The organism is Aeromonas sp. R7-1, assembly GCF_040908115.1.
GTDB lineage: Bacteria > Pseudomonadota > Gammaproteobacteria > Enterobacterales > Aeromonadaceae > Aeromonas > Aeromonas caviae.
This window is the reverse complement of sequence record NZ_JBFODD010000057.1, coordinates 1-14,564: the sequence shown is the minus strand read 5'-3', so window position 1 is coordinate 14,564 and position 14,564 is coordinate 1. Positions and strand designations below refer to the sequence as shown.

Genomic DNA, 14,564 nt, shown 5'->3' with positions numbered 1-14,564 from the left:
TTGGGTGATGATCAGGGTCGAGCGACCCGGCGGCGTTGCAGCCAGACCACGGCCCCGAACAGCAGGAAGCCCGGCAGCCACATCAGCTCCTTGGGCCAGCGCTCGGTGGGCGCCTTGACGCTCAGGATCTGCTGATCCATCTCCAGCCCCAGATCGGCCGCCTGGCTACCGAAGGTGACGGTGTCGATCAGGATCTTGCCGTCCTGCTCATAGGTCTGGATCCCCAGCTTGGTCAGACGATCCTCACCGCTCGCACCATCCGGCACCGGCAGCAACACAGTGAAGCGGCGCAACTTGCCCACCGCATCTTCCCCTTCCATCCGCAGGCGCAGGGTGCTCTCGGCCTCCACCTGACCCATGGTCTGGACCAGCTCGGCCGGGGCGGTGTCGCGATACGGGTCGTGCAGCAGATCCATCCAGAAGCCAGGACGGAACAGGGTGAAGGCCACCAGCAGCAGCAGCACGCTCTCGTACCAGCGGCTCTTCACCAGGAAGAAGCCCTGGGTGGCGGCAGCGAAGATCAGCATGGCGATGGTGGCCACGAAGAAGATCAGCACGCCGTGGGAGAAGTCCACGTTGATGAGCAGCAGATCGGTGTTGAAGATGAACAGGAACGGCAGCGCCGCGGTACGCAGGCTGTAGTAGAACGCCGTGATCCCGGTCTTGATGGGGTCGCCCTTGGAGACGGCGGCCGCGGCGAACGAGGCCAGCCCCACCGGCGGGGTCACGTCCGCCATGATGCCGAAGTAGAAGACGAACAGGTGCACCGCGATGAGCGGCACGATGAGGCCGTTCTGCTGACCCAGGGTGACGATCACCGGCGCCAGCAGGCTCGATACCACGATGTAGTTGGCAGTGGTCGGCAGCCCCATGCCGAGGATGAGGCTCAGCAGGGCGGTGAGGATCAGCATGAGCAGCAGGTTGCCCATGGAGAGGAACTCCACCAGATCCGCCAGCACCAGGCCGACGCCGGTCTGGGAGACGGCCCCGACGATGATGCCGGCTGTGGCGGTGGCAATGCCGATGCCGATCATGTTGCGGGCACCGGCAATCAGCCCCTCGCGCAGGTCCACCACGCCATCGGTGAAGGAGCCGTAGTCATGCTTGCCGTCGGTGCGCAGCCAGTTCAGCAGCGGTCGCTGGGTCAGCAGGATGATGATCAGCATCACCGACCCCCAGAAGGCCGACAGGCCGGGGGAGAGGCGCTCCACCATCAGACACCACACCAGCACCACCACGGGCAGCAGGAAGTGCAGGCCGGAGAGCAGCACGGCGCGGGTCTCGGGCAGCTCGTCCAGTGGCTTGTCCGGGTCTTCCGCCGGCAGCGGCGCGTTGCTCGCGGCGATCTTCAGCAGTCCCAGGTAGGCGACGGCCAGCAGCACGCTGATCCCCGGCAGGGCATAGTCACCCAGTACCGGCTTGAGCCAGCCCAGACCGTAGTAGACCGCCATGGAGAGTCCGCTGATGAGGGCGGCACCGAAGGCGAAGCCGGTCAGGCGACGCAGCCAGGGGCGCGGCTGACGGTTGCCTATGGGCTGCATCCCGAGCTTGAGCGCCTCGAGGTGCACGATGTAGAGCAGGGCGATGTAGGAGATGGCCGCCGGCAGGAAGGCGTGCTTGATGATCTCCACATAGGGGATGCCCACGTACTCCACCATCAGGAAGGCCGCAGCCCCCATGACCGGCGGCATGATCTGGCCGTTGACCGAAGAGGCCACTTCCACCGCGCCGGCCTTCTCCTTGGAGAAACCGACCCGTTTCATCATGGGGATGGTGAAGGTGCCCGTGGTCACCACGTTGGCGATGGAGGAGCCGGAGATGACGCCGGTCAGGGCCGAGGCGACCACGGCCGCCTTGGCCGGGCCGCCGCGCAGGTGACCCAGCAGGCTGAAGGCGAGCTGGATGAAGTAATGGCCCGCACCGGCACGCTCGAGCAGGGCGCCAAACAGCACGAACAGGAAGACGAAGCTGGTGGAGACCCCGAGGGCGATGCCGAACACCCCTTCGGTGGTGATCCACTGGTGGTTGGCCAGCGCATGCAGGCTCACCCCGCGGTGGGCCAGCAGGGAAGGCATCCAGGGACCGGCCAGGCTGTAGGCCAGGAAGACGATGGCGATGACCGCCAGGGCCGGGCCCAGGGCGCGGCGGGCCGCTTCCAGCAGGAGCGGGATGCCGACGCAGGCCACCGCGAAGTCCATGGTGGTCAGGTTGCCGGGACGCTGGGCAAGCTCCTGGTACATCACGAACAGATAGCTGGCGACGGCGGCACCGACGAGGCCGAGGGCGATGTCGGCAAGGGGAACCCTGTCTCGCGGTGAGCTGCGCATGGCGGGGAACACCAGGTAGGCGAGCAGGATGGCGAAAGCCAGGTGAATCGAGCGTGTTTCAGTGTCGTTGAGGACGCCGATGCCGAGAGAGAAGGGCAGCGGCGAGGCTATCCAGAGCTGGAACAGGGACCAGATCAGCGCAAGACCCGCGATGATCCAGCTCATGGGGCCGACGGGCAGCCTGGCGCCGACGTCCTGGGCGATCAGCTCCTCGGCCGAGAACGCCTCTTGTTGTTGTGTTTGCTGCATAGTGTGACTCTGTAGGTACTGCAATAAATGAGACTCGCTCCCCCGAAGGAGGAGCGAGTCCGGGGCACATCCGAAGACGCAGCCGGATTACATCCAGCCACGTTCCTTGTAGTAACGCACAGCGCCTTCATGCAGCGGAGCGGAGAGACCCACCTTGATCATGTCGGCTTCTTTCAGATCCGCGAAGGCCGGGTGCAGGCGCTTGAAGCGGTCCAGGTTGTCGAACACGGACTTGACCAGCTGGTAGACCACTTCCGGGTCAGCCTTGGCGCTGGTGGAGAGCACCGCCTTGCCACCGATGGACGGGGTCGGGTTCGGGCTGCCCTTGTAGAGACCGCCCGGGATCTCGGCCTTGCTGTAGTAGCTCTTCTCGGCCAGCAGCTTGTCTATCTCGGGGCCGGTGACCGGCACCAGCACGGTGTCCGTGGTGGTGGAGGCTTCCTGGATGGCGCCGTTCGGGTGGCCGACGAAGTAGCTCATGGCGTCGATGTTGTTGTCACCCAGGGCAGAGGCCTGCTCGGCGGGTTTCAGTTCGGAGACCAGGCTGAAGGCGGATTTGTCCCAGCCCTTCACGGTCATGATCTCTTCAAAGGTGTCACGCTGACCGGAACCCGGGTTGCCGATGTTGACGCGCTTGCCCTTCAGGTCGTCGAAGCTGGCTACCTTGGCGTCCTTGCGGGCCAGGATGGTGAACACTTCGCTCTGCAGGGAGAAGACGGCGCGGATGTCATCCATCGGACCTTCGGCCTTGAACGGCTCGACGCCCTTCATCGCCTTGTACTGGTGGTCGGACTGCATGATGCCGAAGTTGAATTCGCCGGAGCGGATGCCGTTGACGTTGGCAACACCACCGCCACTGGCCGGGGCGTTGCACTTGATCTGGTGATCGGCGGCGCCGCGGTTGAGGAAGCGGCAGATGGACTGGCCCGCCACGTAGTAGACGCCGGTCTGACCGCCGGTGCCTATGGTCACGAAGCGCTCCTGCGCTTGCACCGGACCACCAAACGACACACCGACCAGAGCCGCCGACAAGGCGCACGCCAAGGATAATCCTTTCATGTTCTTCATCCTTTTCATTGATTTATTTCACCCGTTTCCCGGGAGAATATGAGACAGACCCGCACCAAGACTGGGTTCGCCTATACGACCTCGTACGAGGAAATGGTCGAGCGGCACGCGCCCTTCCAGAAGCCACCATCATCCTGCAGTGAGATAATCAGCGTCATGCCGATCGGAGGTGATCTGACCAGAAACGGGTCAGTTCAAAAGCATTAACGCCCCGATTAAGCACATAACACCAACATAAATCAAACAAAACAGCAAAATGGCGGATTTAAATAGCGAGAAGTTTGAAGCGGATCATTAATTTCTCAAGGGCAGATTAATTACATGAACTATCAAAGGGAAGCAATAAAAAGCACGCCCAGATTCTTTCGTAACCCTTGACTGGCAAGGATTAGAAACCTGGTCCGTTATATTGCGAAGTGCTTACTGAACAGCATAAACACGACGTTAATGACGCTTTTGTCGCCAAGATGCAAAAACCCCGATCCGGGGCTGCCGGAACGGGGTTTGGTAACAAGCTGATTTCATTTGGGCCCGGCCATCACGCCTTGCTGCCAGCCAGCTCCAGAATGAAGGCGAACTCCAGGGCGATGTCCTCATAGGCCTTGAAACGGCCCGACTTGCCGCCGTGACCGGCCTCCATGTCGGTGCTGAGCAGCAACTGGTTGTCGTCCGTCTTCAGCTCACGCAGCTTGGCCACCCACTTGGCCGGCTCCCAGTATTGCACCTGGGAGTCGTGCAGCCCCGTGGTCACCAGCAGATTCGGGTAGGCCTGGGCCTTGACCTGATCGTAGGGGCTGTAGGCCTTCATGTAGTCGTAGTAGCGCTTCTTGTTCGGGTTGCCCCACTCGTCATACTCCCCTGTGGTGAGGGGAATGGACTCGTCCAGCATGGTGGTGACCACGTCGACGAAGGGCACCTGGGCCACCACGCCGCGATAGAGCTGGGGCGCCTGGTTGATGACGGCCCCCATCAGCAGGCCGCCGGCGCTGCCTCCCATGGCATAGACCTGATCCCTGGCGCCGTAGCCTTGCGCCACCAACGCCTCGGTCACGTCGATGAAGTCGTTGAAGGTGTTCTGCTTCTTGAGCAGCTTGCCCTCTTCATACCAGGTGCGGCCCAGCTCCTCGCCACCCCGGATATGGGCGATGGCGTAGACGAAGCCCCGGTCCAGCAGGCTCAGGCGTGAGCTGCTGAAGTCCGGGTCCATGCTGGCGCCGTAGGAGCCATAGCCGTAGACCAGCAGGGGATTGGTGCCTGCACCACCCCCTGCCTTCTTGAACTTGTCCTTGCGATAGACCAGCGACACCGGCACGGCCACGCCGTCACGGGCGGTGATCCAGAGCCGCTCACTGGCATATTGCGCAGGCACGAAGCCCGCCACCGGCTGCTGCTTGAGCAGAGTCCGCTTGCCGCTGTCCATGTCGAGCTCATAGGTGGAGGACGGCGTGGTCATGGAGGAGTAGCCATAGCGCAGGGCGCTGGTGTCCGGCTCCGGGTTGTAGGCAAGCCAGGTGACATAGGCGGGATCGTCGAAGGCGATCTCCTTCTGTTCGCCGCTCTGCCAGTTGACCTGACGCAACCGGGTCAACCCCTGGCTGCGCTCCTCCAGCACCAGCCAGTCCCTGAACAGGGCATAGCTCTCCAGCAGCACGTCCGGATTGGGGGCGATCACCGCCTTCCAGCGATCCACCGGGCTCTCCTTGGTCTCGTAGAGGCCGAAGTTCTTGCCGTCCTTGTTGGAGCGCACATAGAAGCGGCCGCGGTAGTGATCCAGGCTGTACTCGTGATCCACCTGGCGGGGCAGGAACAGGCGTGGCGTCTGACCCGGCACATTGGCATCGATGAGGCGCGCCTCGCTGGTGGTGGTGCTGGAGAGGGAGATGACGATGAAATCTTCCGAGGTGGTGGCGTAGAGGCTCACATAGAAGGAGTCGTCCTTCTCCTCGTAGACCAGGGTATCCTTCGCGGGATCCGTGCCCAGCTCGTGGCGATAGACCTGGTAGGGCAGCAGGGTCTTGGGGTGCTTGCGCACGTAGAAGACCGTCTTGCTGTCGTTGGCCCACACCAGGTTGCCGGAGGTGTTCTCGAGGGTGTCGGCGGCCCAGGCGCTGCTCTCCAGATCGAGGAACTGGATCCTGTATTGACGGCGGGAGAGATAATCTTCCGCCACCGCCAGCCAGCGGTTGTTGCGGCTCACCTCGAGCGCCCCCAGGGCATAGAACTCGTGGCCTTCGGCACGCTGGTTGCCATCCAGCAGCAGGGTGGGAGCCCCGTCCCCTTCCACCTTGCTGCGGGAGTAGATGGCGTACTCCTTGCCCGGCTCGTAACGGGTCTGATAGCGGTAGCCGTTCTTCACGTAGGGGACAGACTCGTCCTGCTGGGGAATACGGGCCACCATCTCCTTGTAGAGCTGCTCGCGCAGCGGCTTGATCGGTGCGAGCATGGCCTCGGTGTAGGCATTCTCGGCCTTGAGATAGTCCAGCACCTCGGGCTTCTGCCGCTCGTCGTCACGCAGCCAGTAGTAGTTGTCGACGCGCGTGTCCCCGTGTTTTTTCAGGGTATGGGGGTGCTTGGCAGCCACCGGGGGGACAATGACAGGCTGGGTGGAAGTATCGCTTGTAGGCATGGCGGACTCTTCGTTGGCATGGGAACAGGGCGCAGCAAGCAGGCAAGCCAGCAGCAACCCCCGGGAAAAGGTGAACATGTCGCATCCTTTGCGCTGTCACAGGGCCGCCCCTCCCGCTGGTGCTGCACGCATCCAGACGGCACACCGGCAGGCAGTGGGAAAAGCGTCCCTGAGAAAATAAAAATTGGCGATCAATCTGCCCCTTGTCGCCCGGGGTTGCAAGGGCTCCCCGGACATTCCCCCCCAAATCGACGAAAAAGGGCCGCCATCTCGCGATGGCGGCCCTCCTCCCTGACCGTGAGCGACACGGGTTCGCTCAGGTGTGCCTCACATGATGGAAGTGTGTCTGCTCACGGTCAGCATCCATCAGCCGGGGTAGCTCGACCAGACTTTGGTCGCGCCCTCGTCACTGATGCTCAGCACCTGATAGGGCTGACCCGGAATATCCATGCCCGGCGCACTCTGGGGCATCCCCGGAATGGTCAGACCGCGGATCGCCGGTTTTTCCTTGAGCAGCTTCTGCACGTCGGCAGCGGGCACATGCCCCTCCACCACATAGCCATTCACCACCCCGGTGTGGCAGGAGGCCAGCTGCGGGGTGATGCCATGCTGCTGCTTGATCGGGTCAAGCTGCTCGGTTTCCACGACCTTGACCTCAAAGCCGTTCTCTTCCATGTGCTTGATCCAGGTCTTGCAGCAACCGCAATACTGGGACTTGTAGACGGTCATCTGCCCGGTTGCCAGAGCAGAAAAACTGACGGTACCGGCCAGCACGGCCAGTAACAGGGACTTGTACATATCTCACCTCGGTTAAGAAGAAATGCCCGGAAAGGGAAACTCGACTCAGCCGTGGTGACGGGGCGGACGCTCGAGACGCTCCAGGGGCGCCTCCGGCATGAACAGAGAGGGAGAGAGGTATGTCGGCCTGTCGGGCTCAAGCCGGGCAACCGTCAGGCTGTCGCTGGTGAGCACCGTCATGGCGAGCGCCGAGGTGAAGCTGCCGCAGGGCATGGCTTTTTCCAGGGTACGCTCGCTCTGGCTGCAATGGGGCGTCAGGGTACAGAGATCGGTGGCCGCACGGCTGCCAAACGACATCAGCACCAGCACCAGACTCCACAGGGGGAGCCAGCGGCGGGCGCGAGCGAGTTGGCGACGGGTCAGGACCATGAGACGACTCAATGACGAAAGAGGGCCTATGGTAACCCTTGGCCCAGGGGGAGGGTCAACCCCTCCCCCGTTTGCATCAGGGTTGCTGACGGGTGGCTGCCAGCACGATCTCCCGCACGCAGACGTTGGCCGGCTGGTGCCAGGCGTAGAGCACGGCGTCGGCGATCACCTCGGGGGCAATGACGCCTCCCATCTGATCCTTCCAGTCGTGATAGCCCGCCTTGATGCGCTCGTCCGTGGTGTGGCTGAGCAGCTCGGTCTCCACCGCGCCCGGAGCGATGGTCACCATCCGCACGCCGACATCGGCCACCTCTTCCCGGATATTTTCGGTCAGGGCGTGAACGGCGAACTTGGTGGCGCAGTAAGCGGCATGGTTCGGGAAGGTCTTGCGACCGGCGATGGAGCTGATGTTGATGATGGTGCCGCTGCGGCGGGCCTTCATGCCGGCCAGTACCGCATGCACGCCATTCAGAACCCCCATCACGTTGATGTTGAGCATCTGCTGCCACTCGGCGGGATCCTGCACGTCGGCCTGTCCCAGCAGCATGACGCCGGCATTGTTGACCAGACATCCCACCGGGCCGAATTGCGCCTCCGCCTGCGCCACGGCGGCCTTCATGGCGGCGGTGTCGGTGACATCGACCCCGATGCAGAGGGTATCAGGCAGGTTCAGCGCCTGCATGGGCTCGACCCGGCGGGCCAGCAACAGCAGCGGATGGCCGGCGGCGGAGAAGGCGCGGGCAATGGCGGCACCGATCCCGGCGGACGCGCCGGTGATCACCACGAGGGACTTGGACATGGAGTTTTCCTTCTGATGCGTTGAAATGGGCGTCAAACAAGGGCTGGCCAGCACGGGACCCAGTCACTATAGTCGCTACATCCATCGGCGATAAATATAGTTTTCCGCTGGTTATCATCTGAATTAACTATGGTATCCCCATGCTGGACCTGAGATTGCTGCGCTTCTTCATCGCCATCTATGAAGAGAAGAACATCACGGCGGCGGCAGCCCGCTGCCACGTGAGCCAACCCTCCCTCTCCGCCGGCCTTCGCCAGCTTGAAGAGAGCCTGGGGGACAGCCTCTTCATCCGGGGCAAGAAGGGGGTGGAAGCGAAGGATCCGGCCCACTATCTCTATCCCCACGCCGTCAAGCTGGTGGAAGAGGCGCGTCGCCTGCCGACTCTGTTTCGCCAGAAGGCGACGCGTGCGAGACTCAACATGGCCATCATGCCCGACCTCAGCCGCCGTCGGCTGGCGGGATTGCTTCGGCGGGTGCAGGGGGTGCTGCCCGAGCTGGATCTCACCCTCTCCGATTACGGCACCCCGGCCGACTGCCGGCTGACCCTGGATGCCCTGCGCCGGGAGGACGAGATCTTCCTGCCGCTCTGGGAAGAGGAGTACGTGCTGTGCGTTCCCAGGGGACACCCTCTTGCGGGCAGGGCGCGTATCGAGCTGGCTGAGTTGCAACACCATGATTTCATTGAGTGCCCCCCCTGCGAAGCCCATCAGCAAACCATAGGCCTGCTGGCCTGTGACCGGCTCACCCTCAATCTGGTGGCCAAGGCCGAGAGCAAGGGGCTGGTGATGGCGCTGGTGCTGGCCGGTGTGGGCATCAGTTTCCTGCCCGACGGGCTGGTGGAGGACGAAGCGGGCCTGTGCACCCTGCCCGTGAGCGGCCCCCGGATGTTCCGCCGCATCGGCCTCTGCTACCCCGCCCACCAGACCCTGAATCCGGCGCTGCGCGCACTGATCCCGGAACTGGCGGGCCAGGGAGCTTCTTGATAACGTTTCAGCTCACAATCTGTCGCATGTGCCGGCAGCAGACCCTCTTCAGGAATCCCATGAAACGTATTCTGGTCATCTTTTCACACCCGGCGCTGCAGAGTTCCCGGGCCAACAAGCAGCTGCTGCATGCCATCGAGGGGCTGGAGGGGATCACCCTGCACGATCTCTACCAGCGCTATCCGGACATGTTCATCAACGTGAAACGGGAACAGGCCCTGCTGGCGGAGCACGACATCATCGTCTTCCAGCACCCCTTCTACTGGTACTCCTGCCCGGCCATCATGAAAGAGTGGATGGACCTGGTGCTGGAGTACGGCTATGCCTACGGCCCCGAGGCCCACGCCCTCAACGGCAAGCAGTGGCTCAGCGCCATCACCACGGGGGGCGGCCCGGAGTCCTACTGCCGCGCCGGCTACAACCAGCGCCCGCTGCTCGACTTCCTGCTCCCCTTCCAGCAGACCGCACAGCTGTGTGGCATGCGCTGGCTGCCCCCTTTCGTGCTGCACTCTTTCCACAAGCTCGAGGATCCCGAGGCGCTGCGCCGCTGCGGCCAGGACTATCGCCAACTGCTGTGCGCCCTGCGTGACGAGCAGCTGACCCCGGCCCAGCTGGCCGAGAGCCCCTATCTGCGCGATCTGCTGGGGGTACTCCCATGACACACACTCGATCCGGGCGCAGGCCCGGCCAGCCCTCACCGGCATTCATCATGTTAAGGAGAAGCCGCTGATGGGACATGGATTGCTGTTTGACGCCCTGATCTACCTCTCGGCGGCGGTGATCGCCGTCCCGCTGGCCAAGCGGTGGGGGCTGGGCTCCGTCCTTGGCTACCTGCTGGCGGGGATCATCATAGGTCCCTTCCTGCTTGGTCTGGTGGGCGAGCAGAAAGATGTGATGCACTTCGCCGAGTTCGGGGTGGTGCTGATGCTGTTTCTGGTCGGTCTGGAGCTGCGCCCGGCCCTGTTGTGGCAACTGAAAGGGCCCATCCTCGGCACCGGTGGTCTGCAGGTGCTGCTCACCAGTGTCGCCCTGACCGGGGTGGGTTATCTTTTGGGTCTGCCCTGGCAGCAGGGGCTCGCCATCGGTCTCATTCTTGCGCTCTCCTCCACCGCCATCGTGCTGCAGAGCCTGCAGGAGCGCAAACTGATGCAGAGCGAAAGCGGCCGCTCCGCTTTCGCCGTGCTGCTGTTCCAGGACATCGCCGTCATCCCCATCCTGGCGATCCTGCCGCTGCTGGCCATCGCGCCGGTCGCCAGCAGCGGCAGCTCGGAGCTGGCAGGCTGGCAGCACGGCCTGCTGGTGGTGGCCGCCATCGCCGGCATCGTGCTAGGTGGCCATTACCTGATGCGGCCGGTGTTTCGCGCCATCGCCCAGTCCCACATGCGGGAGATCTTCGTCGCTGCCGCCCTGCTGCTGGTGATCGCCATCGCCGTGCTCATGGAATCCGTCGGCCTCTCCCCCGCCCTCGGCTCCTTCCTCGCCGGCGTGGTACTGGCGGACAGCGAATACCGCCACGAGCTGGAAGCGGACATTGAGCCGTTCAAGGGGCTGCTGCTCGGCCTCTTCTTCATGTCGGTGGGTGCCGGCATCGACTTCAGCCTCTTTGCCGCCCATCCCCTGTTGATCCCGTCACTGGTGATCGGTCTGATGGTGCTCAAGTGGCTGGTGCTGATGGGGCTCGGCTTTGTCATTCGCCTCTCCCCGAACCAGCGCTGGACCTTCGCCCTGGCCCTGGCCCAGGGCGGTGAGTTCGCCTTCGTGCTGTTCTCGTTCGCCGCCCAGAACAAGGTACTGCCGGGCAGCACCATCTCACTGCTGACTCTGGTCGTCGCCCTCTCCATGGCGCTGACACCGCTGCTGCTTATCCTCAACGATCGGGTGATCCAGCCCTGGTTCGACTACCGCAACCAGAGCGACACCCCCGAACACGAACAGCCCGAGCTGGTGGAACACCCGGTCATCATCGCCGGCTTCGGTCGCTTCGGTCAGATAGTGGGGCGTCTGCTCCACGGCCACGGTATTGGCACCACCATCCTGGAGCAGGATGCCAGCCAGATAGAGATGCTGAGAAAGTACGGCTACCAGGTGTTTTATGGGGATGCCAGCCGACTCGACCTGCTGCACGCGGCCGGCGCCCACAAGGCCAAACTGCTGGTGCTCTCCCTCAATGATCCGGCCACCTCCCTCGAAGTGATCGAGATGGTGAAAAAGCACTTCCCGCACCTCAGAATACTGGCCCGTGCCCAGGACAGACCCCATGCCCACGAGATCCTGCGCCACGGGATAGACAGCGTGCACCGCGAAACCCTGGGGTCGGCCGTGGATCTTGGGGTAGAAGCACTCACCCTCTTGGGATTCAGGGCCAATCAGGCCTGGCGTGCGGGGCAGATGTTCAAGCAGTATGACAACCGGCTGCTGCGGGAACAGGTCAACTACCTGGACGACGAGCACACCTATATCAACAAGAGCCTGCAATACCGCGACATCCTCTCCGACCTGCTGCAAGACGATCAGGAAGGACAGGAGCGTACCCACGCCCATCAATGGAACAGCGGTCTGCCCGACAACGACAAGGAAGCAACATGATTGCCTATTACCCCATGCTCAAACACCTTCACATGACCCTGGCCCTGGTCAGCCTGCTGCTCTTCCTCTACCGCTGGAGCCTGGCGCTGGCGGGCAGCGGGCGGCTGCAACAGAAATGGTTGAAGGTGCTGCCCCACATCAACGACACCTTCCTGCTGCTGTTTGGCGTGCTGCTGGCGGTGACCCTGCAGATGAGCCCTGGCCAGCAGCCCTGGTTGATGGCCAAGCTGATTGCCCTGGTGATCTACATCGGCCTGGGCGTCATGGCGCTCAAGCGCCCTGCCCGCGGTCAGAAGCTGGTGGCCGGAGTGGCCGCTCTCGCAGTATTCGGCTACATGGTGGGCGCAGCCATCACCAAATCAGCCTGGTCCTGGCTGGCATAACGACGTGTCGAGGTGGGGGCCCGTCCCCCACCTCCTTCCCACCTCCCCCTCCTTACTGCTTCCATTTCCTTCCTGTCACCCTGGTCGCGAGCATTCTCGCAAGGCTCGTTTTCAATAAAAAAAGGGCTCAAACAACCCCTTTTATTTGTTATTTTGTTTTATTTATCAATGCGTTGGCTCTTCATGTATGAAAATGGCGACAGTTGTCGCAGCAAAACTTGCGACATAGACTGTCGCATGCCATGGCTAGGATACACTCAACGCTAAACCAGTGAAGGCATGCACCATGAGTAAGAAGCTGTTACGACAACTGACCTTGGCGCGTTGCATCCCGCACCGCCCTTACAAGCTGACCGCCAGCCAACTCCAGGTAAAACTGGAAGAGGAAGGCATCCACGTCAGTCTCCGTACCGTGCAACGGGACCTGGAAGAGATGTCCGGCATGGGACTGTTCGACCTCACCTCCGATGAGCGCAGCAAGCCTCATGGCTGGTGCTTCGAGCGCCATGGTCTCAATGACTTTGCCAACATCATGCCGCTCTCGCTGGCAGTGGCCCTGAAAACCTGGAGCGACCAGGCGAGCCAACTGTTGCCGGCAAGCGTGCTGACCGAATTGAACCCGCTGATCGACAAGGCTGGTCAGGTGATCCGCGACAGCCAGAGCGAACTGGCCGAGCGCTGGCTGGAGAGCGTGCACCAGTCACCTCGCCCCTTCGCCGGCAATCCGGAGATCCGCCGCAGCACCCTGATCCGCGACGCCCTCTGGCGTGGCCGCAAGTTCAGCGCCGAGATCCAGCGTGTCATCAAGGAGCGTACTGTCTGGCTCTGCTATGACCGCATCAATCCCCTCGGCATCCTGAACCAGCCCGATGGCCCCATCCTGCTCTGTACCCTCTCCGAGCTGGATCCCAAGGTCTACGGCATTCCGTTCGATCACATCAAGAACGTGGAGTTGACCAACTTCAGCGCGACCCAGCCGAAGGACTTCAATATCCAGAAGCTAATCCGCGACCAGGGTTATCAGGACGTCAGCGGTCCGATCCGCTTCGTCGGGCGCATCGATGCCAACTGCCCGACCCTGATCGATGGACAAATCCCGGGGCATAACCCGCGCATGACCCGTTACGACAAGCGCAGCGTAGTGGTGGAGACCGAAGTGCAGGATACGCCCGAGTTCCGCTCCTGGTTGAACAACATGAGCGGCAACCTGGAGGTGCTTGCACCCGAATCACTGCGCAAGGCCTACCCGACTCCTGGGACAAGGGTCAGCTAAAGAAACCAGCAGACAATACAAAGCCGAGATTTATCTCGGCTTTTGTCTACTTTTAAAGCATAAGTATTCAATTAATTTTGAACTCTTACACCCCTGATTGAAGCGGCTGTACCATCGTTTTCCTACCGATTTCTGCTTGTAAGAGATCTGCCATTCCCCCTGTAAGACCCCTCAGTGTTGAACCGTACGTGAAGCCATCCCGCACTGGGTATGCTTTCCATGGAAACTATATAAGTAACTGATAAACGTAGATAATATTCCACACAAGCCCATTTCTGCACCGCATGTCACGGAGCGCAATCCGATTGCACACCTTGTTCGAGCCTGCAATTGCCTTAGTATGGATCTCACAAGGACGAGCTGATTCGGCAGGATGCAGAAACAGCGCATAAACAAGGAATAGCCTGCAGGATGTGGGCAAGGAACACCTCGGGATGGGGTTGATAGCCAGGATGGTTATCACAAGGATCGACAGGACAACCGCAGGATGCGGTAGTTGGATACCTCGGGATGAGGTAGTTGGATACCTCGGGATGAGGTTGAGTGGCACGGATTGTCGCTCATCAAGGATGTAAGGACACCGCAAGACGCGGTCAGGAACAGCTTCAAGATGAAGTGTGATAGCCAGGGTGGTTATCAGTCAGGATGACGCAGGAACACCACGGGATGTGGTAATGGACACCTCCAGGAAGGAGAGGGTGAAGCAATCAGGACAGATTGCCAGGCTAGGAAGGCCACAGGACACCCCAACGGATTGGGAAGGGGAATTTCCAAAGGAAAGGATAGCGTCAAGGATTGCAGGGAGCATGGCAGTTCAGGGAATGGACGAAATGACTTGAGGGGACAGCATCTGCTGTCCCCTTTTCTTTGGCGCTGTCCCAATTATGTGTTGGAAGGCTAATCTGGAAGTAGGTCATCACCGCGAGGACCTTCATCATGGATACGCCAGCCTTCCAACACCTGTTGTCCCTCTTTCCATTACTTACTCTGCGTCAGCGCCGTGTCGCTCAGCATGAGCTCGCCGCTCCACACCCGATTACGTCCCTCCATGCCCAGTTACCCACATGCTGCGGCTGTCCCCACTGCCAGGCGGATGCCACCCA

The 14,564-nt window shown here is 61.7% G+C and carries 11 protein-coding genes and 1 pseudogene; 6 read left to right on the top strand and 6 right to left on the bottom strand.

The window, feature by feature from the left end; all coding sequences use genetic code 11:
- Positions 1-11: 11 nt before the first annotated feature.
- From AB5Y51_RS16730 to AB5Y51_RS16705, 6 genes are all read right to left on the bottom strand, one after another.
- A complete protein-coding gene (locus tag AB5Y51_RS16730; RefSeq protein ID WP_319893601.1) occupies positions 12-2,576 on the bottom strand; it encodes a TRAP transporter permease in 2,565 nt (854 codons plus the stop codon).
- A gap of 87 nt (positions 2,577-2,663) precedes the next feature.
- Positions 2,664-3,635: a TAXI family TRAP transporter solute-binding subunit gene (locus AB5Y51_RS16725; protein WP_029313514.1), complete on the bottom strand. Its 972-nt coding sequence runs from the start codon at positions 3,633-3,635 to the stop codon at positions 2,664-2,666.
- Positions 3,636-4,182: 547 nt separating this feature from the next.
- The gene (locus AB5Y51_RS16720) at positions 4,183-6,348 is read right to left on the bottom strand and encodes a S9 family peptidase (protein ID WP_323944804.1); all 2,166 of its coding nucleotides are present in this window, start codon (positions 6,346-6,348) and stop codon (positions 4,183-4,185) included.
- Between the two features lie 288 nt (positions 6,349-6,636).
- A complete protein-coding gene (locus AB5Y51_RS16715) occupies positions 6,637-7,068 on the bottom strand; it encodes a DUF411 domain-containing protein (RefSeq protein WP_010672577.1) in 432 nt (143 codons plus the stop codon).
- 45 nt (positions 7,069-7,113) lie between these two features.
- Positions 7,114-7,437, bottom strand: coding sequence for a hypothetical protein (locus tag AB5Y51_RS16710; protein WP_041214286.1), 324 nt, complete (start codon positions 7,435-7,437; stop codon positions 7,114-7,116).
- Positions 7,438-7,513: 76 nt separating this feature from the next.
- A complete protein-coding gene (locus tag AB5Y51_RS16705; RefSeq protein ID WP_010672575.1) occupies positions 7,514-8,236 on the bottom strand; it encodes an SDR family oxidoreductase in 723 nt (240 codons plus the stop codon).
- A gap of 140 nt (positions 8,237-8,376) precedes the next feature.
- Here AB5Y51_RS16705 and AB5Y51_RS16700 point away from each other — a divergent pair, with 140 nt between their 5' ends.
- From AB5Y51_RS16700 to AB5Y51_RS16675, 6 genes and pseudogenes are all read left to right on the top strand, one after another.
- On the top strand, positions 8,377-9,219 hold the full coding sequence (locus AB5Y51_RS16700; RefSeq protein ID WP_041212185.1) for a LysR family transcriptional regulator: 843 nt from the start codon (positions 8,377-8,379) through the stop codon (positions 9,217-9,219).
- 59 nt (positions 9,220-9,278) lie between these two features.
- A complete protein-coding gene (locus tag AB5Y51_RS16695) occupies positions 9,279-9,878 on the top strand; it encodes an NAD(P)H-dependent oxidoreductase (RefSeq protein WP_039040395.1) in 600 nt (199 codons plus the stop codon).
- 70 nt (positions 9,879-9,948) lie between these two features.
- Positions 9,949-11,805, top strand: coding sequence for a monovalent cation:proton antiporter-2 (CPA2) family protein (locus AB5Y51_RS16690; RefSeq protein WP_043154446.1), 1,857 nt, complete (start codon positions 9,949-9,951; stop codon positions 11,803-11,805).
- Entirely contained in the window at positions 11,802-12,188 is a 387-nt protein-coding gene (locus tag AB5Y51_RS16685) for a SirB2 family protein (RefSeq protein WP_039040394.1), read from the top strand. The genes AB5Y51_RS16690 and AB5Y51_RS16685 overlap by 4 nt, the downstream gene beginning before the upstream one ends.
- 286 nt (positions 12,189-12,474) lie before the next feature.
- The gene (locus AB5Y51_RS16680) at positions 12,475-13,461 is read left to right on the top strand and encodes a YafY family protein (protein ID WP_029313511.1); all 987 of its coding nucleotides are present in this window, start codon (positions 12,475-12,477) and stop codon (positions 13,459-13,461) included.
- Between the two features lie 936 nt (positions 13,462-14,397).
- Positions 14,398-14,564: pseudogene (locus AB5Y51_RS16675) on the top strand (IS1595 family transposase); the annotation flags it as partial.